Origin of the sequence: Cloacibacterium sp. Arc13 (genome assembly GCF_041431305.1) — a bacterium.
GTDB lineage: Bacteria > Bacteroidota > Bacteroidia > Flavobacteriales > Weeksellaceae > Cloacibacterium > Cloacibacterium caeni_B.
On record NZ_JASMRM010000003.1, the window covers coordinates 137,635 to 160,451 of the forward strand.

Annotated in this window: 19 protein-coding genes; 12 read left to right on the forward strand and 7 right to left on the reverse strand. The window is 32.4% G+C overall.

Features of this window, described 5'->3' with window-relative positions; translation table 11 throughout:
• Positions 1 to 40: 40 nt before the first annotated feature.
• Positions 41 to 931: a M23 family metallopeptidase gene (locus QO190_RS04360; protein WP_371461953.1), complete on the reverse strand. Its 891-nt coding sequence runs from the start codon at positions 929 to 931 to the stop codon at positions 41 to 43.
• Positions 932 to 1,220: 289 nt separating this feature from the next.
• Here QO190_RS04360 and QO190_RS04365 point away from each other — a divergent pair, with 289 nt between their 5' ends.
• On the forward strand, positions 1,221 to 2,231 hold the full coding sequence (locus QO190_RS04365) for an NAD(P)H-dependent glycerol-3-phosphate dehydrogenase (RefSeq protein ID WP_371461954.1): 1,011 nt from the start codon (positions 1,221 to 1,223) through the stop codon (positions 2,229 to 2,231).
• 73 nt (positions 2,232 to 2,304) lie between these two features.
• Positions 2,305 to 3,603, forward strand: coding sequence for an aminopeptidase P N-terminal domain-containing protein (locus QO190_RS04370; protein ID WP_371461955.1), 1,299 nt, complete (start codon positions 2,305 to 2,307; stop codon positions 3,601 to 3,603).
• A gap of 36 nt (positions 3,604 to 3,639) precedes the next feature.
• Here QO190_RS04370 and QO190_RS04375 read toward each other — a convergent pair whose 3' ends face one another.
• Together QO190_RS04375 and QO190_RS04380 are read right to left on the reverse strand one after the other, a co-directional pair.
• On the reverse strand, positions 3,640 to 4,272 hold the full coding sequence (locus QO190_RS04375; RefSeq protein ID WP_069797163.1) for an alpha/beta hydrolase: 633 nt from the start codon (positions 4,270 to 4,272) through the stop codon (positions 3,640 to 3,642).
• Positions 4,273 to 4,588: 316 nt separating this feature from the next.
• Complete coding sequence (locus QO190_RS04380) at positions 4,589 to 5,794, reverse strand: aminotransferase class I/II-fold pyridoxal phosphate-dependent enzyme (protein ID WP_371461956.1); 1,206 nt, start codon at positions 5,792 to 5,794, stop codon at positions 4,589 to 4,591.
• A 199-nt stretch (positions 5,795 to 5,993) separates the two neighbouring features.
• Between QO190_RS04380 and QO190_RS04385 the strand changes: the two genes are divergently transcribed.
• A complete protein-coding gene (locus QO190_RS04385; RefSeq protein WP_069797161.1) occupies positions 5,994 to 6,452 on the forward strand; it encodes an Lrp/AsnC family transcriptional regulator in 459 nt (152 codons plus the stop codon).
• A gap of 85 nt (positions 6,453 to 6,537) precedes the next feature.
• On the opposite strand, the gene QO190_RS04390 is transcribed toward QO190_RS04385, so the two are convergent.
• The 4 genes from QO190_RS04390 to QO190_RS04405 all read right to left on the reverse strand — a co-directional run bounded on the left by QO190_RS04390 (position 6,538) and on the right by QO190_RS04405 (position 10,043).
• Positions 6,538 to 7,293, reverse strand: a complete 756-nt coding sequence (locus tag QO190_RS04390; protein WP_213189708.1) for an acyl-CoA desaturase — start codon at positions 7,291 to 7,293, stop codon at positions 6,538 to 6,540.
• A gap of 119 nt (positions 7,294 to 7,412) precedes the next feature.
• Positions 7,413 to 8,708, reverse strand: a complete 1,296-nt coding sequence (gene tyrS, locus QO190_RS04395; RefSeq protein ID WP_371461957.1) for a tyrosine--tRNA ligase — start codon at positions 8,706 to 8,708, stop codon at positions 7,413 to 7,415.
• A 125-nt stretch (positions 8,709 to 8,833) separates the two neighbouring features.
• A complete protein-coding gene (locus QO190_RS04400) occupies positions 8,834 to 9,721 on the reverse strand; it encodes a DPP IV N-terminal domain-containing protein (RefSeq protein WP_165785729.1) in 888 nt (295 codons plus the stop codon).
• Between the two features lie 118 nt (positions 9,722 to 9,839).
• The gene (locus QO190_RS04405; protein ID WP_371461958.1) at positions 9,840 to 10,043 is read right to left on the reverse strand and encodes a hypothetical protein; all 204 of its coding nucleotides are present in this window, start codon (positions 10,041 to 10,043) and stop codon (positions 9,840 to 9,842) included.
• Between the two features lie 266 nt (positions 10,044 to 10,309).
• Between QO190_RS04405 and QO190_RS04410 the strand changes: the two genes are divergently transcribed.
• The 9 genes from QO190_RS04410 to QO190_RS04450 all read left to right on the forward strand — a co-directional run bounded on the left by QO190_RS04410 (position 10,310) and on the right by QO190_RS04450 (position 22,652).
• Positions 10,310 to 11,086: a LuxR C-terminal-related transcriptional regulator gene (locus tag QO190_RS04410; protein ID WP_371461959.1), complete on the forward strand. Its 777-nt coding sequence runs from the start codon at positions 10,310 to 10,312 to the stop codon at positions 11,084 to 11,086.
• A gap of 359 nt (positions 11,087 to 11,445) precedes the next feature.
• Entirely contained in the window at positions 11,446 to 11,994 is a 549-nt protein-coding gene (locus QO190_RS04415; protein ID WP_069797158.1) for an RNA polymerase sigma factor, read from the forward strand.
• A gap of 79 nt (positions 11,995 to 12,073) precedes the next feature.
• Complete coding sequence (gene lipA, locus QO190_RS04420) at positions 12,074 to 12,940, forward strand: lipoyl synthase (RefSeq protein WP_213196629.1); 867 nt, start codon at positions 12,074 to 12,076, stop codon at positions 12,938 to 12,940.
• Positions 12,941 to 13,014: 74 nt separating this feature from the next.
• Positions 13,015 to 14,274 (forward strand): CinA family nicotinamide mononucleotide deamidase-related protein, encoded by a 1,260-nt coding sequence (locus tag QO190_RS04425; protein ID WP_371461960.1) that lies wholly within the window; start codon positions 13,015 to 13,017, stop codon positions 14,272 to 14,274.
• A 58-nt stretch (positions 14,275 to 14,332) separates the two neighbouring features.
• Positions 14,333 to 14,758 (forward strand): hypothetical protein, encoded by a 426-nt coding sequence (locus tag QO190_RS04430; RefSeq protein WP_371461961.1) that lies wholly within the window; start codon positions 14,333 to 14,335, stop codon positions 14,756 to 14,758.
• 11 nt (positions 14,759 to 14,769) lie between these two features.
• Positions 14,770 to 17,469 (forward strand): ParA family protein, encoded by a 2,700-nt coding sequence (locus QO190_RS04435; protein ID WP_371461962.1) that lies wholly within the window; start codon positions 14,770 to 14,772, stop codon positions 17,467 to 17,469.
• A 62-nt stretch (positions 17,470 to 17,531) separates the two neighbouring features.
• Entirely contained in the window at positions 17,532 to 18,194 is a 663-nt protein-coding gene (locus QO190_RS04440) for a head GIN domain-containing protein (protein ID WP_371461963.1), read from the forward strand.
• A gap of 101 nt (positions 18,195 to 18,295) precedes the next feature.
• Positions 18,296 to 20,383 (forward strand): M13 family metallopeptidase, encoded by a 2,088-nt coding sequence (locus QO190_RS04445; protein ID WP_371461964.1) that lies wholly within the window; start codon positions 18,296 to 18,298, stop codon positions 20,381 to 20,383.
• Positions 20,384 to 20,651: 268 nt separating this feature from the next.
• Positions 20,652 to 22,652, forward strand: a complete 2,001-nt coding sequence (locus tag QO190_RS04450) for a M13 family metallopeptidase (protein ID WP_371461999.1) — start codon at positions 20,652 to 20,654, stop codon at positions 22,650 to 22,652.
• Positions 22,653 to 22,817: the final 165 nt, after the last annotated feature.

The window sequence follows — 22,817 nt, forward strand, 5'->3', positions numbered from 1 at the left end:
AATCAAGTGGATGCTCTCTTCAAATTTTATATTTCGATTTTTATAAATTCAGAAATAATTTAGGGTTTACAGGTGTATTGTTCTTATGAACTTCGTAATGCAAATGCGGACCAGTGCTTCTTCCGGAATTGCCAGATTGTGCAATTACTTCTCCTGCTTTTACACTTTGGTTGGCTTTTACATTAATTTTAGAAAGGTGTGCATAAAGCGTTGCTAAACCATTGCCATGACTGATTATTACACAGCTTCCGTAACCACTTTTTTGACCTGCAAAAATCACTTTTCCAGTAGCAGTACACATTACATCGCTACCATAACTTACGCCATAATCTATTCCTTTGTGGAATTGCATTTGGTCTTTTTCAGCAGGAGCAGCGTTTTTTGATGGTACGTTTACATTGCTTTTGTTGATTACATTTCCAGCGCTGTCTTTTTCTATTTTTTCAGATGAAATAGCAAGAGGTCTTGCAGAAGCGAGTAGGATTTTCTTAGACGGAATAGGATTTTTTCTCATCCCAAAATTAGAAGAAAGAAAACCGTTATTTATAGGATGTCCAACAGGAACTTGTTGTAAACGTTTTTCTAATTCTACGAGATATTCAGAATATCTGGAACTCTGATTAGACAGATAGACCGAACTAGATAAACTATCTCTAGAGAGGGCTTCAATGCTTAGATTAGAGGCGTTTTTTGCCTTTAGATAATTGTTGATTGTTCTTACTGTATTATCTAAAGTGGCTAAATCATTTTTTAATTTAAAGAAATCTAAGCTGTCTTTTTGGGTGTTAATTTTTACTAAATTGACTTGATAGTTTTTGTCATCTTTTTCTGAATATAATTTTGCAATAACAAAACTTTGCAGAAGGATAACGAAAAGAAGCGCACCCATAAATAGCTGAACATTCTTCTTTTTTATAAAAAATTTCTTCATTACTTTTTTTCTCAGTTTTTCAATTTTTAGCGACGCCAAAATTAATTAAAATATTTTAAATCAATGTTTTTGCTCATCCAAAAACGATGAATTATGATAAAAATTATGCCAAAGTATTGTTAATAAAAGTATAAATTTGTTAAAAATAATTGATTATTATTGCTTTTATTATACTTGAAACTCAGTAGGTAAAGTCAATCTGTGAAATCTATTTTTGTTAATATGATTTTTTTAAGGTTTAGCTTCTCACTATAATTTGTATCTTTGTTTTTCTACCAAATTTTTTAAAATGGCTAAAAAGAAAGGCAAAACATTGCCAACTGTTGGGGTTGTAGGAAGCGGCAGTTTCGCTACGGCAATTGTAAAAATGCTATTAGAAAATGCGAAATTGGTGCATTGGTGCGTAAGAAATGAGTTTGTAAAAGGAGCTCTAGAATTGCGCGGTCATAATCCTAATTACCTTACTGCGGTTGCTTTTGATGTAAAAAAACTGAAAATCACTACAGATATTAATGAGTTGGTCTCTGAGTGTGATATCGTAGTTTTAGCAACTCCTTCTATCTATCTTGCAGATGCAATAGAAAAAATGACTTGCGATTACGAAGGAAAATTATTCGTTTCTGCAATCAAAGGGATTGTTCCTAAACATAATGATGTGGTAGCGCATTATTTAAGAGATGTTTTTAAAATTGGTTTCAGAAGTCAGGCGGTAATTGCAGGACCTTGTCACGCAGAAGAAGTGGCGATGGAAAGATTGTCTTATCTTACCATTGCAGCAGCAGAAAAAGAACATATTGATTCACTTAGAGAACTTTTTACTTCGGATTATATCAAAGTAAGCTGTTCCAAAGATATTTTAGGCAATGAATACAGTGCTATTCTTAAAAATATTTATGCTATTGCAGCAGGAATTGCAAGTGGATTAGGTTATGGTGATAACTTTAATGCGGTTTTGGTTTCTAATGCAATTAGAGAAATGGAATTGTTTTTAGATGCAGTTTATCCAGAGCACAGAGAAGTGAATGACAGTGCGTATTTAGGAGATTTATTGGTAACGGCTTATTCGCTTTTTTCTAGAAATAGAAATTTAGGAAATCTTATCGGTAAAGGCTACACTGTGAAATCTGCGGTGCAATCTATGAGCATGGTTGCAGAAGGATATTACGCAACTCGTGGAATTTACGAAATTGCTTACGAAAAGAAATTGAAAACGCCAATCATCAACACAGTTTTCAGTATTTTATACGAAGGAAAAGATGCCGAAAAACAATTTAAAAAATTAACGGAAAAATTAACGTAAAATTAATGGCGCTAAAGCCTTATCGCTTTTTTCAAAATTCATTAACTTTACCACACTTTCTAATTTTCATACAATGACAACTAAATACGAACAAATTTCTAGTTCACTTTTTATCAAAAATCGTAAAAAGTTTGTAGAAAAAATGCAGCCTAATTCTTTGGCTATTTTTAATTCTAATGATATCTATCCGGTAAGTTCAGATTCTACGATGCCTTTCGCGCAGCATAGAGATATTTTTTATCTGAGCGGAGTAGACCAAGAAGAAAGCATTTTGTTGATTTTTCCTGATGCTTACAATGAAGAACACCGCGAAATTCTTTTTTTAAGAGAAACCAATGAACATATCGCTGTTTGGGAAGGGGAAAAATTGACCAAAGAAAAAGCTACTGAAGTTTCTGGAGTAAAAACAGTACTTTGGTTATCAGATTTTGATAGAATTTTCTACAATTTGATGAACGAAGCAGAAAATATTTATCTCAATAGAAACGAACATTATAGAGCGGTTTTAGAAGTGCAAACTCGTGAAGACAGATTCATCGAAAGAGTAAAAAGAGAGTTTCCGCTTCATAAAATTTTAAGAAGTAATCCTATTCTTCAGCATTTGAGAAGTATCAAAGAGCCAGAAGAAATAGAATTATTACAAAAAGCATGTAACATCACCGAAAAAGGAGTGAGAAGATTGCTTTCTTTCGTGAAACCTGGAGTTTGGGAATACGAAATTGAAGCAGAACTCATGCACGAATTTTTGAGAAATAGAAGTAAAGGTTTTGCGTATACACCAATTATTGCAAGTGGCGAAAACGCCAATGTACTGCACTATATTGCTAATAATATGCAATGTAAAGATGGAGATGTAATTTTATTAGATGTAGGTGCAGAATATGCTAATTATTCATCTGACCTTACAAGAATGATTCCTGTTAATGGCAAATTTACGGCGAGACAAAAAGAGATTTATAATGCAGTTTTAGACATGAAAAACTTTGCGACTTCTCTTTTAGTTCCTGGAAATAATTGGTATGATTATCATAAAGAATGCGGAGAATTCTACACGTCTAAATTTTTGGAATTAGGACTTCTAGATAAAGCAGATGTTCAAAACCAAGATAAAAATTGGCCAGCTTACAAAAAATATATGATGCACGGAACGTCTCACCATTTAGGTCTTGATACACATGATTACGGAATTCTAAAAGATAAATTTGTAGAAAATATGGTGTTTACCGTAGAGCCGGGAATTTATCTTCCTGCAGAAGGTTTCGGTGTGAGAATAGAAGATGATATGGTGATTCAGAATTCTGGACCTGCTTTTAATCTGATGAAAAACATTCCGATTGAAGTAGAAGAAATAGAAGAATTGATGAATTCTTAAATAATAAAAGGTGTTTCTAAGTCAGAAACACCTTTTTTATGATTTAAAGAAGTTAATTAAATCCATGTAATTTTTTTGATTCACGCCATGTCCGTTCATGTATTCTCTAAAAGTGAAAAATGCACCTAATTCATACAAGAAATCTGCTGCTTTCCTTCCCCAATCTAATGGGATTACAGCGTCTTCAGTTCCGTGTGAAATAAAAAATCTAAGATGCTGAATCTCTTTTTTACCTTTAATGTTTTTAAGGATTTTGGGTTCTGGATATGCACTTAAACAAGCAATTTTCTGAAAATATTCTGGATAAGTAAGCGTCATGGCATACGTAAGAATTCCGCCTTGCGAAAATCCCATCATATTGGTTTTTCCTTCTAACTGATAATGATGTTTTAGATTGTCAATAGATTTCATAATCGCTTTCATAGAATCTACCGCCTGTTCTACATCTATAAATTTTTCAGCATCGTTAAAATCAATGTCGTACCAAGAAAAACCATTATAATCGGTCATTTTTGGAGCTCTATAACTCACGATGATCCAATCTTCTGGCAAATCATGACGAAAAGAAAATAAATCCTCTTCATTACTTCCATAACCATGAATCATTACCAAAAGTTGAGTATTTGGCGTAATATTTTCGGGTTCTCTTACGATAAATTGTAAATCCATATTGCAAAGATAATTTTTTAAATTTTGAAAAGGAGCAAGACGTTTTGTAAATTCTTTCAAACGCAGTCCAGCTTTCCGCTGCAATCTTTTTTCAAAAAAAAAGGATTTTCGCTTCAATCTGGGCTATAAACTGGCTTCCGTTTCTTTTCACTTTACCAATATTTTGCCAAATAAAAAAAACTGACACAAGGTCAGTTTTATAAATTATCAAAATTATTTTTTTAGATGAATGAAGATGGAAATTGCGTTCCTACGGAACGAAAAATCACCAAATTATCGCATCATCACATCGCCAAATTATCGCATCATCAAATTATCACATCAAAATCCCCACTTTCACCATACAAGCTTTCATTTTTTGGTAAGTTCTTTCAATGTCATGGTCTAAACCAATTGAAAATCTAATCAATCCATCAGAAAGTCCCATGGAAATTCTTTCTTCTTCAGGAATTTCAGATGAGGTAGAACTTCCGCTGCAAGAGAATAATGTTTTATAAAAACCTAAACTTACGGCAAGGTAGCCTAAGTTTTCTTGTTGCATCATTTCCATCAATTCATTGGCTTTGTCTACGGTTCCAGCGTCCAAGGTTAATAAACCACCAAAACCATATTCTTGGTGCATCATAGATTTCATAAGTTCATGATTTCTGTGAGATTTTAAACCAGGATAATTTATTTTCAGACCATCTTTTTCGAATCTTTCAGCGAGATACATTGCATTTTCGCTGTGTTTTTTCATTCTGATATGCAAAGTTCTTAAGTTTTTCAAAATACTTGCCGAACGAAAACTGTCCATTGTTGGACCGAGAAGCATGCAACTTCCGTTATTTACATTTTTGGTTTCGTCTATAAATTGTTGAGATGCGCAATAAACGCCGCCAACTGTATCGCTGCTTCCGTTGATGAATTTCGTTAAACTGTGAATCACAATATCTGCACCTAGATGTATAGGCGAAATCTGCAACGGAGAAAACGTATTGTCAACAATCAGCTTTAAATTATGTTTTTTACAAATTTCAGATAGTTTTCTCAAGTCTGCTACTTCTAATAAAGGATTGCTCACGCTTTCACAATAAATCACCTTCGTATTAGGTTTGATGGCGTTTTCTATTGCTTCAAAATTATTGATGTCTACAAAACTTGTTTCAATGTTAAAAGGTGGCAGGAAGTTTTTCAAAAATGCGTAAGTTCCACCATAAATCGTTCTGGCTGAAACAATGTGGTCACCACTTTTACAGATTTGAAGTAGAGTAGAAGTAATTGCGCCCATTCCAGATGCGGTAACGTTCGCTGCTTCTGTTCCTTCCATTTTTGCTAAAGCTTGAGCCAAATATAAATTCATCGGAGATGAATGTCTGGAGTACAAATAGCAACCTTCTGCATTGCCTTCGAAAGTATCGAACATGGTTTTTGCAGATAAGAAAGTATAAGTAGAACTATCAGAAATTGAAGGATTTACACCACCGAATTCCCCGAAGTATTGTAAGTCTTGAATGGCATTTGCTGCATCGAAATTTTCCATAATATTGAATGTTAATGTAAGAAATTTTCCGTCCTTTAGGATTGAGGAAAAGAAAATTTCTGGTAATAAAATTCTAAAAATTCCAACTTTTTTACAATGATTATTTTTAATTATAGAAAATAAATCTGCTAAGTTTTAAATTAATAGAAAAATTTATGATTATATTTGATTTTTGTAAACTTTTGCCAAAAAATAATCTATGGAACTGGACTCAATTGATAAAAAATTACTCTATTTTCTTCAGGAAGACAGCAAACAAACAACTAAAGAATTGTCTCACAAGTTAGATTTGTCTGTGACAGCGGTTTATGAACGCATCAAAAAATTAGAAAAGCAAGGCGTCATTTCTAAATATGTGGCGCTGATTGATAAACATAAGGTGGAGAAAAATTTCATCGTGCTCTGTCATGTGAAATTAACGCAGCACAAGAAAGAATACGTGTTACAGTTTGAAAAAGAGATTATGACATTGCCAGAAGTAACGGAATGTTTCCACGTGAGTGGCGATTATGATTACATCTTAAAAATCTGTGTAAAAAACATGGAAGAATATAGAAATTTCATGGTGACTAAACTCACTACTTTACAGCACATTGGTTCCACGCACAGTTCTTTTATGATTGCCGAAGTGAAAAATACCACTACGATTGAGGTGTAGAAAAACCTTCAAGGATTTTAAATCCTTGAAGGTTTGGTTAGATAAAAAAAACACGCAAATCTGCGTGTTTTCTATTTTGTGAAATTTAGATTTCTCTTTTTGGAGTTGCCATCACTCGGTTCATTTTAATCCAACCTAATTTTTCTAAGAGCAACATAATCATGTACGTGACATCTATTTCGTGCCATCTCACTCCTCCGAAATTAGCTCTTCCGCCGAATTTATGATGATTATTGTGGTAGCCTTCACCAAGCATTAGCCAATCAAAACGGAATAAATTTTTAGAAGTGTCGTTCACTTTGAAATTGACATATCCGTAAATATGGCCAAACCAATTGATAATCATTCCGTGGATTGGAGCCATTAAAATAGCCACAGGTAATAATAACCAATGCCACCAATATTCAGAAAAAATAATAAAGAATACGGTGTAGAAAGCTCCCCAACCAATTCTTGAGTACCATGAACTGGCAAACTTGTCGAATGATTTCCACTGAGGAACGTTTTTCGTAAATTTTTCTTCGATGGCAATTTTTTGTTTGTTGATTTGTTGATAAACGTTTTTCGTTCTCCACATCATTGCCAGTGGATTAGGGTCGTATTTTGGAGAATGTGGGTCTTTTTCTGTATCTGCAAAAGCGTGATGCATTCTGTGCATAACACCATATCCATACGCTGAAAGATAATTAGAACCTTGGGTAATCCAAGTAAGAATAAAACACAGTTTTTCACCAAATTTAGACATGGTGTAGGTTTGATGTGCTGCGTAACGATGAAGGAAAAAAGTTTGAAAAAATAGTCCTGAATACCATAGGACGATGATGAAAATAATAATAACCATTAATAAGAATTTATAAAGGGGCAAATGTAGACATTTGAAAAATGAATGATAACAAAAAACACGCTCTAGAGCGTGTTTTTATAATTTATTTAACTATGTATAGCGTTGTAAATTTTATTCTAGATGGCTTTAACAATGAAATATTGTTTTTTACCTTTTTGTAGCAGTAAAAATTTGCCGTCAATTAAATCTTTTTCAGCAGCTACGAAATCGTCTTTTACTTTTTCTTTGTTTACAGAAATAGCATTTCCTTGTAATTCGCGTTTTGCTTCGCCTTTAGATTTTAAGAAACCAGATTTTTCTGATAACAAATCGATAATGTTGCTTCCTAAAACTTCAGGTTTTGCAACTTCCGCTTGTGGAACTCCATCAAAAATTTGTAAGAATAATCCTTCATCTAAACTCACCAAATCTTCTGCAGTACTTCTGCCGAAAAGGATTTCAGAAGCTTTTAATGCTTTTTCGTATTCTGCTTTTCCATGAACCCAAATCGTAACTTCTTCAGCTAATTTTTTCTGTAATTTTCTTTCATGTGGAGCAGTTTGGTGCTCTTCAACCAAAGATTCTATTTCTTCTTTTGGTAAAAAAGTATAGTATTTAATGAATCTTTCAGCATCAACATCAGAAGAATTCAACCAGAATTGGTAAAATTTATACGGAGAGGTTCTCTTGGCGTCTAACCAATAATTTTCTCCCGCTTCAGATTTCCCGAATTTAGAACCGTCAGCTTTAGTGATTAATGGAACGGTTAATGCAAAAGCTTCGCCTTGCGCTTTTCTACGGATTAATTCTGTACCTGTGGTAATGTTTCCCCATTGGTCAGAACCTCCCATTTGTAGTTTTACTCCGTTATTTTTGTATAAATGTAAGAAGTCGTAACCTTGTAATAATTGGTAGGTAAACTCTGTAAAACTCATTCCGTCAACTCCAGCTTCGCCAGAGAAACGTTTTTTCACAGAATCTTTCGCCATCATATAATTTACGGTAAGATGCTTCCCGATATCACGCACGAAATCTAAAAACGTAAACGTTTTCATCCAATCGTAATTGTTCACCAATTCCGCTTTATTTGGTTCATTTCCTTCAAAATTTAAAAATCTAGAAAGTTGACCTTTTATGCAATCTACATAATGATTAAGCGTAGCCTCATCTAATAAATTTCTCTCCGAAGATTTTCCAGAAGGGTCGCCAATCATACCTGTTGCACCACCAACTAGAGCAATCGGTTTGTGACCGTGTTGCTGAAAATGTGCCAAAACTTTTATCGGAATTAAACTCCCAATGTGAAGTGAATCTGCGGTAGGATCAAAACCAATATAAGCAGTAGTCATTTCCTTATTCAGTTGTTCACCCGTTCCGGGCATCATATCAGCGTACAAACCGCGCCATTTTAGTTCTTCAATAAAAGCGTTCATTTTCTTAAAAATTTTGAATGGCAAAGATAGGAAATTTGTAGGAATTGGGTTCTTGTTTGAAGGTGAGATATGAAAAAATCCTACAGAATTTACTGCAGGATTTTAAATTATAATTATGTTACGTTTTAAAGGTTGGGGATCAATCTCCAAATATCAAAATTATCCCAACTTCTTTTTGTATCGCTATTTCCAGCATTTGAACTGAAATAGATAGATCCATCAACTCCAAAAGATGGTGTAGCATTCCAGGTATTTCCTGTGGTAAGTTGTTTTACATTTCCTCCATTTACATCCATCAAGAAGATATGAGATGAGATTTGTGTTCCTGATTTATTTTTTTCTCGTTTACTGAATACAATCCATTTTCCGTCTGGCGCGTATTTAGGATGAACATAATCAAAATCTCCACTCGTTAGTTGGGTTTGCTGACCAGTTTCCAAATTGTAGATGAAAATTTGAGAAAAGTTACCCACTTTTTTACTAAAGAGGAACTCTTTATTATTTGGGTGTGGATTCGGAGAATCTCCCGCTCCTAATAACGTAAAATTTAATCCGCTAGGATCCATAGTGCAAAGTTGATAGTCTGTTCCTATTTTAGTGCTAAATAATATTTTATTAGTTGCTTTTAAAAAAGAAGCAGAATAATCATCATCACCATTAGAATTAGCAGACACATAATTTATTCCTCCTTGGTCAATTCTGGATTTTGCAATTACTGGTTTAGAAGGTACAGCATAAGTAAAGTAGAATCCTTTACTGTCTGCCATCCAAGAGGGGAACATGCAACCTTCTGTAAGTAGTGGAGTAGTTCCTTGTGTGCCAATAGTTTTAAGATCTATATGAGATCTTTTAGAGCCAGTTTGGCTAGGGTCTATCGTGTGGTATAGTAATTTTTTTCCGTCTGGACTAAGAACTGGAAAGAAATTTTGTAAATTATCATCAGTTACTCTTGTAAGTTCCTTAGCATCTGGAGTAACTGCTGGAGCTAGGTCTACTTGAATAATACTAGTCATTTTTTTTGCGCCACAATTGTGGAGAATCAGCGAAAAAACGAGTATGCTAAAAGCAATTTTAAAAAAAATAATTTTCTTCATAGTCTTTTGTTTAAATGTTTTTTTATTTCTAAGTAATTTAATTTGTTCTTACTGGTCCTGCAGCACTTCCAGATGAATTGTTAGGATTGTTTTTGTTAGAGTTGTTTTTCATTTGCTCATTGAGCATATTTAAATAATTACTTCTTTGGTTCACACTGTTTTGTGGCGCAGCACAATTTTGTAAACAGGTAATTATTAAGTATAACGCAAGTGATAGTTTTAAGGAATTGAGGATTTTCATACTTGTTGTTTTATTTTGATAGAAAAATGAGAATTAAGTAGAATTAAGATATAATTTTCACAAAGTTGGCTGTTTTGATTTCAAAAAAAAATACCTAATAGTAGGTATTTTTATAATTAATTTTTCATTAATAAGACAATTTTATTATATTTATATTGATTTTATTGTTTTTATATTGATTAATTATTATGTTTTTTATTGAAATGTTGATTGGTTTTCATTTTTAATTTCGAATATATAATTTAAAGTTTTTATACATCACGACTATGGCAAAAGAAATAATTAAATTTGATGTCATGAGAAAAACTTGGAATAAAATTTCAAAATTTCATGATGGTTTAGACGTTTCTAATTTTGAGCTTGAAGTAGATAAAAAAATGTTTAATTTGTTTCATTTTGGGCATTACTATTACTATATTTTCAATGCTGCTACTGCAACTATAGAATGGATGAGCGAAGAAGTTAAGGATGTTTTAGGTGTTTCTGAACCCATTACTGCAGAATATATTTTTGAAAATATTCATCCTCAAGATAGAAAACGATTTATAGAACATGAGCATGCTGTTACGAAATTTTTTGAGCAATTGCCTCCAGAAAAAGTACTCAAGTATAAAGTAACTTATGATTATCGTTTAAAAGATTTTTTTGGGAACTATAAATGGATTCTTCAACAAGTTGTAACCATTCAGAGTGATGAAAATGGAGCGGTGATAAGAACTTTAGGAGTTCATACCGATATTTCATATTTAAAAAGAGATAATAAACCCTCGGGGCTTTCTTTTTTAGGATTAGAAGGAGAGCCTTCGTATTATAATGTTGCTGTAGATAGGCTTATTTTTATTCCTTCTGATGAAATTTTCACTTCTAGAGAAAAACAGATACTCGAACTCGTTGTACTAGGCAAAAGTTCAAAAGAAATCTCACAAAAATTACATATTTCAAAGTATACAGTAGATACACACCGAAAAAACATTCTTGCAAAATCTGGTTGTGAAACAGTTCCAGAGCTTATTGCAAAAGCTATTCAGGAATCGTGGGTGTAATTTTATGAGCACACGGTTCTGTATTTTTTCACTTTCAGGCACGCTTTCCGCACTCGCTTTTTAATTTTTCGCCAAAGCTCAATCCTCAAAAAAAATTAAAAGAGCTCAAACAATGCTGCAATCGTGGCTAAAATTCGCGGTCAGTTTTTCTTTTCACTTTTCTTAAAGGTTGTTTATTCAAACCTTCAAGGATTTAAAATCCTTGAAGGTTTATTTACTTTGGAAACAATCGACGCTCGTGAAGTTTATATTGAGCAGGTCGAAATGCTCGCGCCATAAATCTTATAGACAAAATCTAATCATTTTTTACTTAGCTCTTTTTATTTGGCTCTCACAAATTCCTTATCTTTGCATTTGCAATGGAAAAACCAGAACTTTTACAACTCATCTTTTTGGCCAAAGAGAAGAATCAGAAAGCACAAACTAAACTGATTAATCAATTTTGGACAGACGTTTTTTCTTTTGTGATGAAAAAAGTTCATGATGAAAACGCCGCAGATGAATTGACGGTTTCTGTTTTTTCTAAAGTATTGGCAAAATTAGATTTGTATGATGAGAATTTTCAGTTTAAAACTTGGGTTCTTACCATCGCTCAAAACACAGTAATTGATTATTGGCGCAAAAAAAATCGGGAAACCGAAGAAACTATGGACGGTTTTCAGGATTTTAAAAATCAATTCGAAAAATCTCCTGAAGAAATTATGATTTCTGTGCAGGAAGAGAAAAAAATCATCGATGCGGTTGCCAAAATGGACCACAATTATCAAAAAATTATTCATTTGAGATTTTTTGAAGAAAAAAGCATCAAAGAAATTGCAGAAGAACTCAATCTTTCTGTTGCCAATACCAAAGTAAGAATTATGAGAGCCAAAAAAGTTTTGGCAGAATTGTTAAACGAAAATGAGTAAAATCTCTCGCTGATTGTGCAGATTGAGCAGATGAAATCAGCCGAATCAGCTTAATCTGCGAGAAAAATTTTAGATATTTATGGAAAATCAAATTCAAGATACCACTACCAATAAACCAAAATGGATTCGTGTAAAACTTCCTACAGGAAAAAATTACAGAGAACTCAGAACTTTGGTTGATAAATATAAACTGAACACCATTTGTCAAAGTGGTTCTTGTCCAAACATGGGCGAATGTTGGGGAGAAGGAACCGCCACTTTTATGATTTTAGGAAATATCTGTACCAGAAGTTGTGGATTCTGTGGAGTGAAAACAGGTAAACCACTTGATGTAAACTGGGACGAACCTGAAAAAGTAGCACGCTCTATTAAATTAATGAAAATAAAACACGCGGTGCTTACTTCGGTTGATAGAGACGATTTGAAAGATATGGGTTCTATCATTTGGGCAGAAACTGTAAATGCAGTTCGTAGAATTTCTCCGGGAACAACTATGGAAACGCTGATTCCAGATTTTCAAGGAATTCACAAACATATCGATAGATTGGTAGAAGTAGCGCCAGAAGTGATTTCTCACAACATGGAAACCGTAAAAAGATTAACCAGAGAAGTGAGAATTCAGGCAAAGTACGAGCGTTCTTTAGAAGTTTTAAGATATTTAAAAGAAGCAGGACAAAACCGTACCAAAACAGGAATTATGCTCGGTTTGGGTGAAACCAAAGAAGAAGTTTTTGAAACCATTCAGGATGTGAGAAATGCGAATGTAGATGTAATTACGATTGGGCAATATCTACAGCCAACCAAAAATCACCTTCCTGTAAAACGTTTTGTAGAATTGGAAGAGTTTGAAGAATATAGAATTTTTGCGGAACAGTTAGGTTTCCGTCATGTAGAAAGTTCACCTTTGGTTAGAAGTTCTTATCACGCAGAAAAGCATATTCATTAATTGAGTTACGGGATTCGAGTTATGAGATTCGCATTTGGTAACTCGGAACTCGGAACTCGAAACTTGAAATTTTTATGAAAAACGCTGTCCTTATTACGATAGGAAACGAGGTTCTGTCTGGAACTACAGTAGATACTAACTCTAATTTTATTGCAAAAGAATTATCAAAAATTGGGATTTCTGTTTCGCAGATTTTTACCATTTCAGATGAAATAGAAATTATTAAAAATACATTACAAAACGCCTTTCAATTGACTGATTTGGTGATTACAACAGGCGGACTTGGCCCGACTAAAGATGATAAAACCAAGAAAGCTTTTTGTGAATTTTTCAATGATGAAATCGTTTATGACGAAGAAACTTTTCAGCATCTGAAAACCAGATTAGAACGCATTGGAAGGTTAGAAATTATCGAAAGAAACAGAGAACAAGCCATGATTCTTTCTAAGGCTAAAGTTTTCCAAAATCATAATGGAACTGCACCGAGTTTAATGGTAGAAGATAACGGCAAAATAGCGATTTGTCTTCCTGGTGTTCCTTATGAAGTGAAGCCTCTAGTTAAAGACCAAATTATTCCTTATCTACAAAAAGAATTTGAATCTAATTTTTTGAAAATTAAAACCGTTTCTGTGGTGAATTATCCAGAAAGTTTATTGTCTGACGCTTTAGAAGACTGGGAACTGAATTTGCCTAAAAATTTTTCACTTTCGTATTTGCCAATCGCCAATAGAGTGAAGTTGAAATTAACGGCTTCAGGAAAGGATTTAGATGCTTTGGAAATTCAATTAGAAGAAGAAATTTCTAAAATTAGACCATTGCTGAAAGCGCATATTATTTCTGAAAATGGTGACAAAATAGAAGAAATTTTACACGATTTTTTAATTTCTAGAAATTTGTCGATTTCTACTGCCGAAAGTTGTACAGGTGGAGAATTATCACACTTAATTACAAGTGTTTCTGGAAGTTCTAATTATTTTTTAGGTGGAACTTGTACTTATCAAACGCAAAAAAAAACGGAGATTTTAGGTGTTTCAGAAGATTTAATCAAAGAGAAAACGGTAGTTTCAGCAGAAGTTGCGCAAGCGATGAGTTTGGGTTGTCAGGAATTATTTAAAACAGATATTGCACTTTCTACCACTGGTGTTGCAGGACCAAATTCAGATGAGTTTAATTCAGAAATCGGCACTGTTTTTTATTCGATTAGAGTAAAAGATTTTGAAAAAACTTTCAGATTGTATCTTCCTCATTTAGAGCGCAAAGATTTCATGAATTTTGTTTCGCAGAAAGTTTTGCAGGATTTAATTCAGATTTTGGTGAAAGAAAAAAATAGGTGAGCGTTTAAGTAATCAATTAAATTTTAATTAATAAATTAGCATATTGAAATAACTTAATATGGATAACTATTTTGAGACGGCTCAACGAATGCAAAAATCTTCAAAAATTTTATTTGATAATAAAGAGTATCATAATTCTTGTTATCTTTCAGGATATGTAATTGAATGTTATGCTAAAGTTATCATTGGTCTTTCTTATGGGGTTAATTCTAGTGAACTAAAAACGTTTGGTCATGATTTGAAAGAGATGAACAAAGAGTTTTTATATATTTTTAATCATTCTAGCTATTCATCATACATTAAAGATTTAAAAATAAATTTCGGAAAAATAACAATAGGAGCTACTAAATGGAATCCAAATAGAAGATATTCAAATGTTGCAAGCGAATGGACTGATGTCATTGCTCAAGATTATCAAATTGAAATTTTAGTTGCGATGCAAACTTTAGCACAAATGAGAATCGATGGACATATATTAATTTAATAATTAAAGTAATGAGCAATTTTGATACTATAAAAAATGACATAATAGGAAGATTAAAAAATAATTCTTTTGAGAAATGTTTTTTAGTTAGAAATATATTTTCACGTTTTGCAATTTATATTATTTCAAAAAAAGAAATAGATAAATTTAAAGAAGAGATAACTAATGAATTTCAAGATTCTATAGATACAATAGAGAAAATTTCATCAAATGAAGATTTATTCATAGTGAATGATTTGGAGAAAACAAGTCAATTAGTTGAAGGAACTTCTAATGTATACTTTTCGGAAAGACATATTGAGAATACCAATTGGTTTATAAATGAAAAATATGAACTTAACACACCCGTTACTTCTTTTTATTCTTTTAAAGGAGGAGTTGGAAGAACTACTGCAACTGTTTTATCTGCGTTATTACTTGCACGACAAGGAAAAAAAGTAATGATTGTTGATTTTGATTTAGAAGCGCCTGGATTGGCTTCTATTTTTGCAAATCGTAGTGATAATGCCGAAGAATTATTGTCTGTAAATGGCTTTGTTGATTTTTTAATAGATTTTGAATTTAACAAAAGAGATTTTAATAAAATAAATTTAGATGATTATTATTTTAGAAAAAATGAACAAGCATTAGTTGGAAGTAATGGTGGAGAATTATTTATTGTACCAGCAATAGCTACAAATAGTGAAAATTCAATTAATTATATTAATAAATTGTCAAAAGCGAATATCCGTTTTGGTTTAGGAAAAGATTATGCACCTGATATTTTCTTGAAAAAAATGGAAGAAAAACTAAAACCAGATCATATTTTAATAGATACTCGGACAGGAATAAATGATGTAGGAGGCTTGGTTTTTAATCGATATGCACAGAATATTTTCCTTTTATTTTATGGTAATCAACAAAATATGTTTGGGTTGGAAAGTATTTTACCTGAATTGAAGAAATTAAATAATAATGGAATTAAATTTTATTTAGTAAATTCTCCAGTTCCTGCTGATGTTCAATTAGCAGAAGAAGAAACTGGATTTTTTGTTGAAAAAAGTTATGATATATTTTTAAAATATTTTTATGATAAGGATACATTCCCTTCTCAGAATGATGAAACAGCAGATCATTTTCCAATTAATATACCATATAATCAAAATGCGCTTATTTTAAATAATAACAAAAAATTATCAAGCTTAATAGATAGTGTTAATAATCCTTATCAAGAAATTGTTAATTTAGTAATTAATGATTCAAATGAAATCATTGAACCAGATAATTCAATTTCTTTTAATAATAAAGAATTATTAGATTCAATTGTAGGAATACAAACTGGGACATCGGAAAATGAGTTTATTACTGAAGAAGATTTAAAACTAAAATTTTATCCTAGAAAAGATTATAAATATATTTTTGAAAAAGATAAATTTTTGATTTTAGGAGAAAAAGGAGTTGGCAAGACAGCATTGTTTTCTGTTTTGTCTCATCAAAATTATGCCGAAGCATTAGCTAAATATTGCGATATTAGCTCTCAAGAGATTGAAAACACAAAATGGATAATTGGTTTTGAAAAAGATAAAACAGACTTTCCTGATAAAACAAATTTTGAATCTTTAAAAGATTTCACGCTTACTGAATTTAGAAATTATTGGATTATTTTATTAATTAGAACTTTAGATGTTGAAATTTTAAAATCATCTAACTACAACGAAATAATCTCTAATATAAAAACATCTTCAGTAATAGATTTAAAGAACTTAGCAAAGGAAGAGAATATTGCTGAAAAGTTAATGCAAATATTATATGAAGTTAATAATCAGTTACAAAAAAATAATCAATTTTTTATAATTGTTTATGATCATTTAGATGCAGGATTACCAATAGAAAATGATGTTAGAGGAAAAATGGTTAGTGCTTTGGTGAGTTTTTATTACGAAAATATTAATCGTTTAAGTAATTTAAAGTCAAAGATTTTCTTAAGAAATGATATTTTTACCAGAGAAGTAAAAGATGTTACGGATAAAGTAAAGATTCTAAATTATTCTCAAAAAATTGAATGGGAGTATGACCAACTTTTAAATGTAGTATGGAAGCGAATTTATGAACAAAATAAATCATCTTTATTGTTTAATGATCTTAAATTTGATTCAGAAGATCCAACTTTGGGTAGTATTCCAAATTTAACAAATGAAAGTGAGCATAAATCTATTTTAGATCAGATATTTGGAAAAAATATGGGAGGAAATAATAAAGCTTATCCTTATAATTGGATTAGAATTCATATTGAGGATACAAACAATAAAATTCATCCAAGAACTTTAATCAAATTGTTTAGTGAAAGTTCAAATTTCGAGTTACAAGAAAAAGATCATCCTAAAGACAGATTAATTCGTTCTAAAAATATTGAAAAAGCTCTTGAAGAAAAAGTTTCTCCAGCACAAGTAGAAGAATTGAGAGAAGAGTATCCTGAACTAGTTAATGTTTTTAATAATTTGTTTAAAAAGGTTCCTGATGGTAGAACTCCAATGAATGAAAAAGATTTGGAAAGTGCTTTAGAAGAACTCAGTGAAAATTCAAATGAAATTATTGTAAAGTTATCTGATATAGGTGTTTTAAAAGAATATAAGGCTTATTCCAAAACTAAAACAAATAATGAAGATAAAAGATATCATATTCCAGACTTATATTTATATGGTTTGAAGTTTAAACGAAAAGGAACGAGATAAATTTTTATTACATATGTAATAAAATCTAGCTTTCACTTGTTATATCTTTAAAATAATGTAGAATGAAAAAAATAATTTTTGGCTTCCTTGTAGTTTTATCTCAGGTTGCATACTCTCAAACTTCCAAAAATTTTGGAGATTTCAGCGCAGTAAAGGTTTATGATAGAATTAATGTAACCCTTGTAAAATCCAGCGAAAATAAAATTCAGGTAAAAGGTGATGATCCAGATGTGGAAATTGTCAATAAAAATGGGGAACTCAAAATCAGAATGATTCCTACTAAGCTTATGCAAGGCGACAAATCTGAAGTGACTGTTTTCTATGAAGATATAAATGAAATTCAAGCCAGTCAAGGTTCTAAAATTACTTCTGATGGAACAATTGATAGCAAAATGCTCAGCATTACTTCCAACGAAGGTTCTACGCTAAATTTACAAGTAGATGTGAATTTATTAAATTCTAAAGCCAATTCTGGTGGAATCATTAATGTGTCTGGAACCGCAGAGATTCAAGATGTTTTGGTGAATTCTGGCGCACAATTTTACGGAAGAGATTTGGATTCTGAAACCGTTACCATCACTGCAAATGCAGGTGGATTTGCAGAAGTAAATGCTTCTAAAATTCTTAATGCCACAACTAGAGCAGGCGGAAATATAGACGTCTATGGTTCTCCCAAAGACAGAAATACCAAAAATGTTTTAGGCGGAAAGATCACTTTCAAATAAATAAATCTAAGCCAGAGTTTTAAACTTTGGCTTTTTTGATTTTAAAACGTAACAATTTCTTATAAATTTGTACTTATTCATCATTAATTAATCATATATACATGAAAAAAATATCAATCGCTGTGTTGGCTTTTTCAGGAATGCTCATTTTAGATTCTTGTGGCACTCAGAAACAAGCAACTACAGAACCTACACCTGCTCCAATCGAAGAATTAAAACCAGCAGAACTTCCAGAAAACGGAATTGCCATTGAACTGATGGACAAATCTGTTCGTCCGCAAGACGATTTTTACAACTATGTAAACGGAACTTGGATGAAGACTGCTCAGATTCCTGCGGATAAAGCAAGTTGGGGAAGTTTCAATGAATTAAGAGAAAAAACAGATTTGAATTCTCTTAAAATTTTAGACAATTTATTGAAAGAAACTTACGCTAAAGGAACTGAAGGTCAAAAAATTCAAGATATTTATGCTACTTATATGGATATGGATAAGCGTAATGCAGACGGAATTGCTCCTATTAAAGGTGATTTAGCGAAAATTGACGCCATTAAAACGATGGCAGATTTACAAAAATATTTAGTAGAAGCTACCAAAACTGGAGATAATCCATTTTATGGATGGGGAGTTTACGCAGACCTTAAAAATTCTACGGATAATGCAGTTTACATGGGAGATGTAAACCTTGGTTTAGGAAGAGATTATTATCAAAAAGATAATGAAGAAAATACTAAAACCATCGGTCAATACAAAGATTATTTAACCAAATTATACACGGTTTTAGGATATAAAAATCCTGAAGTTGCAGCTCAAAAAGTAGTTGACTTTGAGAAAACTGCCGCTCAAACTTTAATCCCTAATGAAAAAATTAGAGATGCTAATCTTCAATACAATCCGAAGACGTTGTCAGAGTTAAAATCTTTAGTGAAAAATGTAGATTTACCATCTTATCTTAAGAACGCTGGTGTAAATACAGACAGAGTAATCATCGGTGAATTAGAGTATTATAAAAATTTAGATAAATTTTTGAATGCTAAAAATTTACCATTCATCAAAGATTTCTTAAAAGTGAAATTATTGAACGGAAGCGCTTCTGTTTTAGACCAAAAATTGGACGATTTACAGTTTGATTTCTACGGAAGAACTTTGAGCGGACAAAAAGAACAACGCGCGATGAACAAACGTGCACTTTCTACCATTAATGGTGTTCTTGGTGAAGCTTTCGGTAAATTATATGTAGATAAATATTTTACTGCCGAAGCAAAAGCCGAAATGGTAACTTTAATTGATTATCTTAAAAAATCTTACGTTCAGCATATTTCTAATCTTTCTTGGATGAGTGATGAAACCAAAACGAAAGCTTTAGATAAATTATCAAAATTCACCGTAAAAGTAGGTTATCCAGATGAGTGGAAAGACTATTCTAAATTACAAGTGCTTTCTAAAAACGAAGGAGGAACATTGTACGGAAATCTTAAAAATGTTTCTAACTGGGCTTACCAAAAAGAATTAGATAAAGTAGGCAAGAAAGTGGACAAAAAAGAGTGGGGAATGACTCCTCAAACGGTAAATGCTTATTACAATCCGGTAAATAACGAAATCGTTTTCCCAGCTGCTATTTTACAGGCGCCATTCTTTGATTTCAAAGCAGATCCTGCCGTGAATTTTGGAGGAATCGGAGCAGTAATTGGTCACGAAATTTCTCACGGATTTGATGATTCTGGAGCAATGTTCGATGGAGACGGAAACCTTAAAAATTGGTGGACTGATGCTGATAAAAAGAACTTCGAAGAAGCGACAAAAAAATTAGCAGAACAATACAGCAAATATGAACCAGTAAAAGGAACTTTCGTAAACGGTTTATTTACCAATGGTGAAAATATTGCAGATTTAGGTGGAGTTGCCATTGCTTATGACGCACTACAAATGTATCTTAAAGACAAAGGAAATCCAGGATTAATCAGTGGTTACAACCAAGACCAAAGATTTTTCTTAAGTTGGGGAACCATTTGGAGAACTAAATCTACAGAAAAATACATGATTAATCAGGTGAAAACAGATCCACATTCACCAGGTTTATACAGAGCTTTTGGTCCGTTGGTAAATGTAGAAGCATTCTACAACGCATTCGAAGTGAAAGAAGGCGACCAACATTATAAAAAACCAGAAGAAAGAATCAAAATCTGGTAAGAAACCAAATTTTTCTCAACATAAAAACCTCAAAACCACAGAATTTTCTGTGGTTTTTTATTATTTATGAAGTCTATTGAAACAAATTCAAATTTTTATCAACTAATCATAATAAAACTGATGATTTTATTAAATTTGAACAATTAATAATGAACTATATATGAAATCGCCGTGTTGAAAAATACAAACATCAACGAATGTTCAGCGATTGCATATGACCTTAAAAAATAATAAATAACTTCATATGAAAAAGGTACCTTTTCTAGTGATGGCTGCAGCTGCTGTGCTTACAGTAAGTTCATGTGCATCACAAAAACAATTACCAGAAAACGGAATTGCTCTTCAATTTATGGATACTTCAGTTCGTCCACAAGATGATTTCTTCACTTATGTAAACGGAAACTGGGTAAAAACAGTAGAAATTCCTTCGGACAAAGCAAGTTGGGGAAGTTTTAATGAACTTCGTGAGAAAACAGACGAAAACTCTTTAGCCATTTTGAATAATATTTTGAATGAAAAATATGCAGAAGGAACAGAAGGCAAAAAAATTCAAGATTTGTACTCTTCTTTCATGAATTGGGACAAGAGAAATGCAGACGGAATTAACCCAATAAAAGCAGATTTAGCGAAAATTGATGCTATTAAAACGGTAGCAGATTTACAAAAATATTTGGTAGAAGTTACTCCAAATGGTGATAATATTTTCTATATGTGGAGAGTAGGAGCAGACCTTAAAGCGTCTAATGATAATGCAATTTATCTTGGCGGTCCAGCTTTAGGTTTAGGAAAAGATTACTATCAAAAAGAAAACGAAGCCAATACCAAAACTCTTGCAGAATACACCAAATATGTTTCGAGCATGTTGACAGTTTTGGGGTATCAAAATGCAAATGAAACTGCAGCTAAAATTGTAGATTTAGAAAAGAGATTAGCAAAAACTTTATTAACCAATGAAGAAGGAAGAGATGCCAATAAGCGTTACAATCCTAAAACTGTTTCAGAACTTTCTGGTTTGGTTAAAAATGTAGATTTAGTAGGATATTTAAATCAAGTTGGCGTAAAAACCGATAGAGTAATTCTTGGTGAACTAGGATATTTTAAAAACTTTGATGCTTTCGTGAACGAAGCGAATCTTCCTCTGCTAAAAGATTACATGAAATACCACATGCTTTCTGGAAACGCAGGAGTTTTAGACAAAAAACTAGACGATATGCGTTTTGATTTTTACGGAAAATTCCTTCAAGGTCAAAAAGAACAACGTGCCATGAACAAGCGTGGACTGGAAGTAGTCAATGGTATTTTGGGTGAAGCTTTCGGTAAATTATATGTAGAAAAATATTTCCCTGCAGAAGCGAAAGAAGAAATGGTAACTATGGTAGATTATCTTAAAAAAGCTTACCACGAGCATATCTCAAACCTTGATTGGATGAGTGATGAGACTAAAGTGAAAGCATTGGATAAATTATCAAAATTCAAAGTGAAAATCGCTTATCCAGATAAATGGGAAGATTATTCTAAATTAACGGTAAGTCCAGATTCATATTTCCAAAACAGACAAAACATCACGACTTGGAATTATGAGAAAAATTTAGAAAAAATTGGTAAAAAAGTAGATAAAACAAAATGGGGAATGACTCCTCAAACCGTAAATGCATATTACAGTGCTTCTAATAATGAAATCGTTTTCCCTGCTGGAATTTTACAGGCGCCATTCTTTGATTTCAAAGCAGATCCTGCTGTAAATTTTGGAGGAATTGGAGCAGTAATCGGTCACGAAATTTCTCACGGATTTGACGATGGTGGTTCTAGATTTGACGGAGATGGAAACCTTAACAATTGGTGGACAGACGAAGACAGAAAGAAATTTGAAGCCGCTACAGCGAAGTTAGATGCTCAATATTCTGCTTACGAACCAGTAAAAGGAAGTTTCGTAAACGGTAAATTTACTATGGGAGAAAATATTGCAGATTTAGGTGGTGTAAATATCGCTTTTGATGCACTTCAAATGTACCTTAAAGACAAAGGAAATCCAGGTAAAATAAGTGGATTTGACCAAAATCAAAGATTTTTCTTAAGTTGGGCAACCGTTTGGAGAACCAAAGGAACGGAGAAATTCTACATCAACCAAGTGAAAACAGATTCGCATTCTCCAGGAATGTACAGAGCATTTGGTCCGCTGGTAAACACAGAAGCTTGGTATAAAGCATTTGGCGTAAAAGAAGGCGACAAACATTACAAAAAACCAGAAGACAGAATTAAAATCTGGTAAAAGTATAAAGTAGGGATTGAGAAGCTTCATCCTGCTTTCGCTACTCGCTTTTTTCTGCGGCGGCGAAGCCGCCGCAGAAAAAGAGCTCAAACATACCGCTCAATCAGGGCTATAAAACCACCGAATTTTCGGTGGTTTTTTTATTCTGACGAAAAAAATTATATT

What these genes read in the sequence shown, in the direction of transcription:
- QO190_RS04360 (WP_371461953.1), bottom strand. Translation starts at nt 931, where the DNA reads ATGAAGAAATTTTTTATAAAAAAGAAGAATGTTCAGCTATTTATGGGT.
- QO190_RS04365 (WP_371461954.1), top strand. Translation starts at nt 1,221, where the DNA reads ATGGCTAAAAAGAAAGGCAAAACATTGCCAACTGTTGGGGTTGTAGGA.
- QO190_RS04370 (WP_371461955.1), top strand. Translation starts at nt 2,305, where the DNA reads ATGACAACTAAATACGAACAAATTTCTAGTTCACTTTTTATCAAAAAT.
- QO190_RS04375 (WP_069797163.1), bottom strand. Translation starts at nt 4,272, where the DNA reads ATGGATTTACAATTTATCGTAAGAGAACCCGAAAATATTACGCCAAAT.
- QO190_RS04380 (WP_371461956.1), bottom strand. Translation starts at nt 5,794, where the DNA reads ATGGAAAATTTCGATGCAGCAAATGCCATTCAAGACTTACAATACTTC.
- QO190_RS04385 (WP_069797161.1), top strand. Translation starts at nt 5,994, where the DNA reads ATGGAACTGGACTCAATTGATAAAAAATTACTCTATTTTCTTCAGGAA.
- QO190_RS04390 (WP_213189708.1), bottom strand. Translation starts at nt 7,293, where the DNA reads ATGGTTATTATTATTTTCATCATCGTCCTATGGTATTCAGGACTATTT.
- tyrS (WP_371461957.1), bottom strand. Translation starts at nt 8,708, where the DNA reads ATGAACGCTTTTATTGAAGAACTAAAATGGCGCGGTTTGTACGCTGAT.
- QO190_RS04400 (WP_165785729.1), bottom strand. Translation starts at nt 9,721, where the DNA reads ATGACTAGTATTATTCAAGTAGACCTAGCTCCAGCAGTTACTCCAGAT.
- QO190_RS04405 (WP_371461958.1), bottom strand. Translation starts at nt 10,043, where the DNA reads ATGAAAATCCTCAATTCCTTAAAACTATCACTTGCGTTATACTTAATA.
- QO190_RS04410 (WP_371461959.1), top strand. Translation starts at nt 10,310, where the DNA reads ATGGCAAAAGAAATAATTAAATTTGATGTCATGAGAAAAACTTGGAAT.
- QO190_RS04415 (WP_069797158.1), top strand. Translation starts at nt 11,446, where the DNA reads ATGGAAAAACCAGAACTTTTACAACTCATCTTTTTGGCCAAAGAGAAG.
- lipA (WP_213196629.1), top strand. Translation starts at nt 12,074, where the DNA reads ATGGAAAATCAAATTCAAGATACCACTACCAATAAACCAAAATGGATT.
- QO190_RS04425 (WP_371461960.1), top strand. Translation starts at nt 13,015, where the DNA reads ATGAAAAACGCTGTCCTTATTACGATAGGAAACGAGGTTCTGTCTGGA.
- QO190_RS04430 (WP_371461961.1), top strand. Translation starts at nt 14,333, where the DNA reads ATGGATAACTATTTTGAGACGGCTCAACGAATGCAAAAATCTTCAAAA.
- QO190_RS04435 (WP_371461962.1), top strand. Translation starts at nt 14,770, where the DNA reads ATGAGCAATTTTGATACTATAAAAAATGACATAATAGGAAGATTAAAA.
- QO190_RS04440 (WP_371461963.1), top strand. Translation starts at nt 17,532, where the DNA reads ATGAAAAAAATAATTTTTGGCTTCCTTGTAGTTTTATCTCAGGTTGCA.
- QO190_RS04445 (WP_371461964.1), top strand. Translation starts at nt 18,296, where the DNA reads ATGAAAAAAATATCAATCGCTGTGTTGGCTTTTTCAGGAATGCTCATT.
- QO190_RS04450 (WP_371461999.1), top strand. Translation starts at nt 20,652, where the DNA reads ATGGCTGCAGCTGCTGTGCTTACAGTAAGTTCATGTGCATCACAAAAA.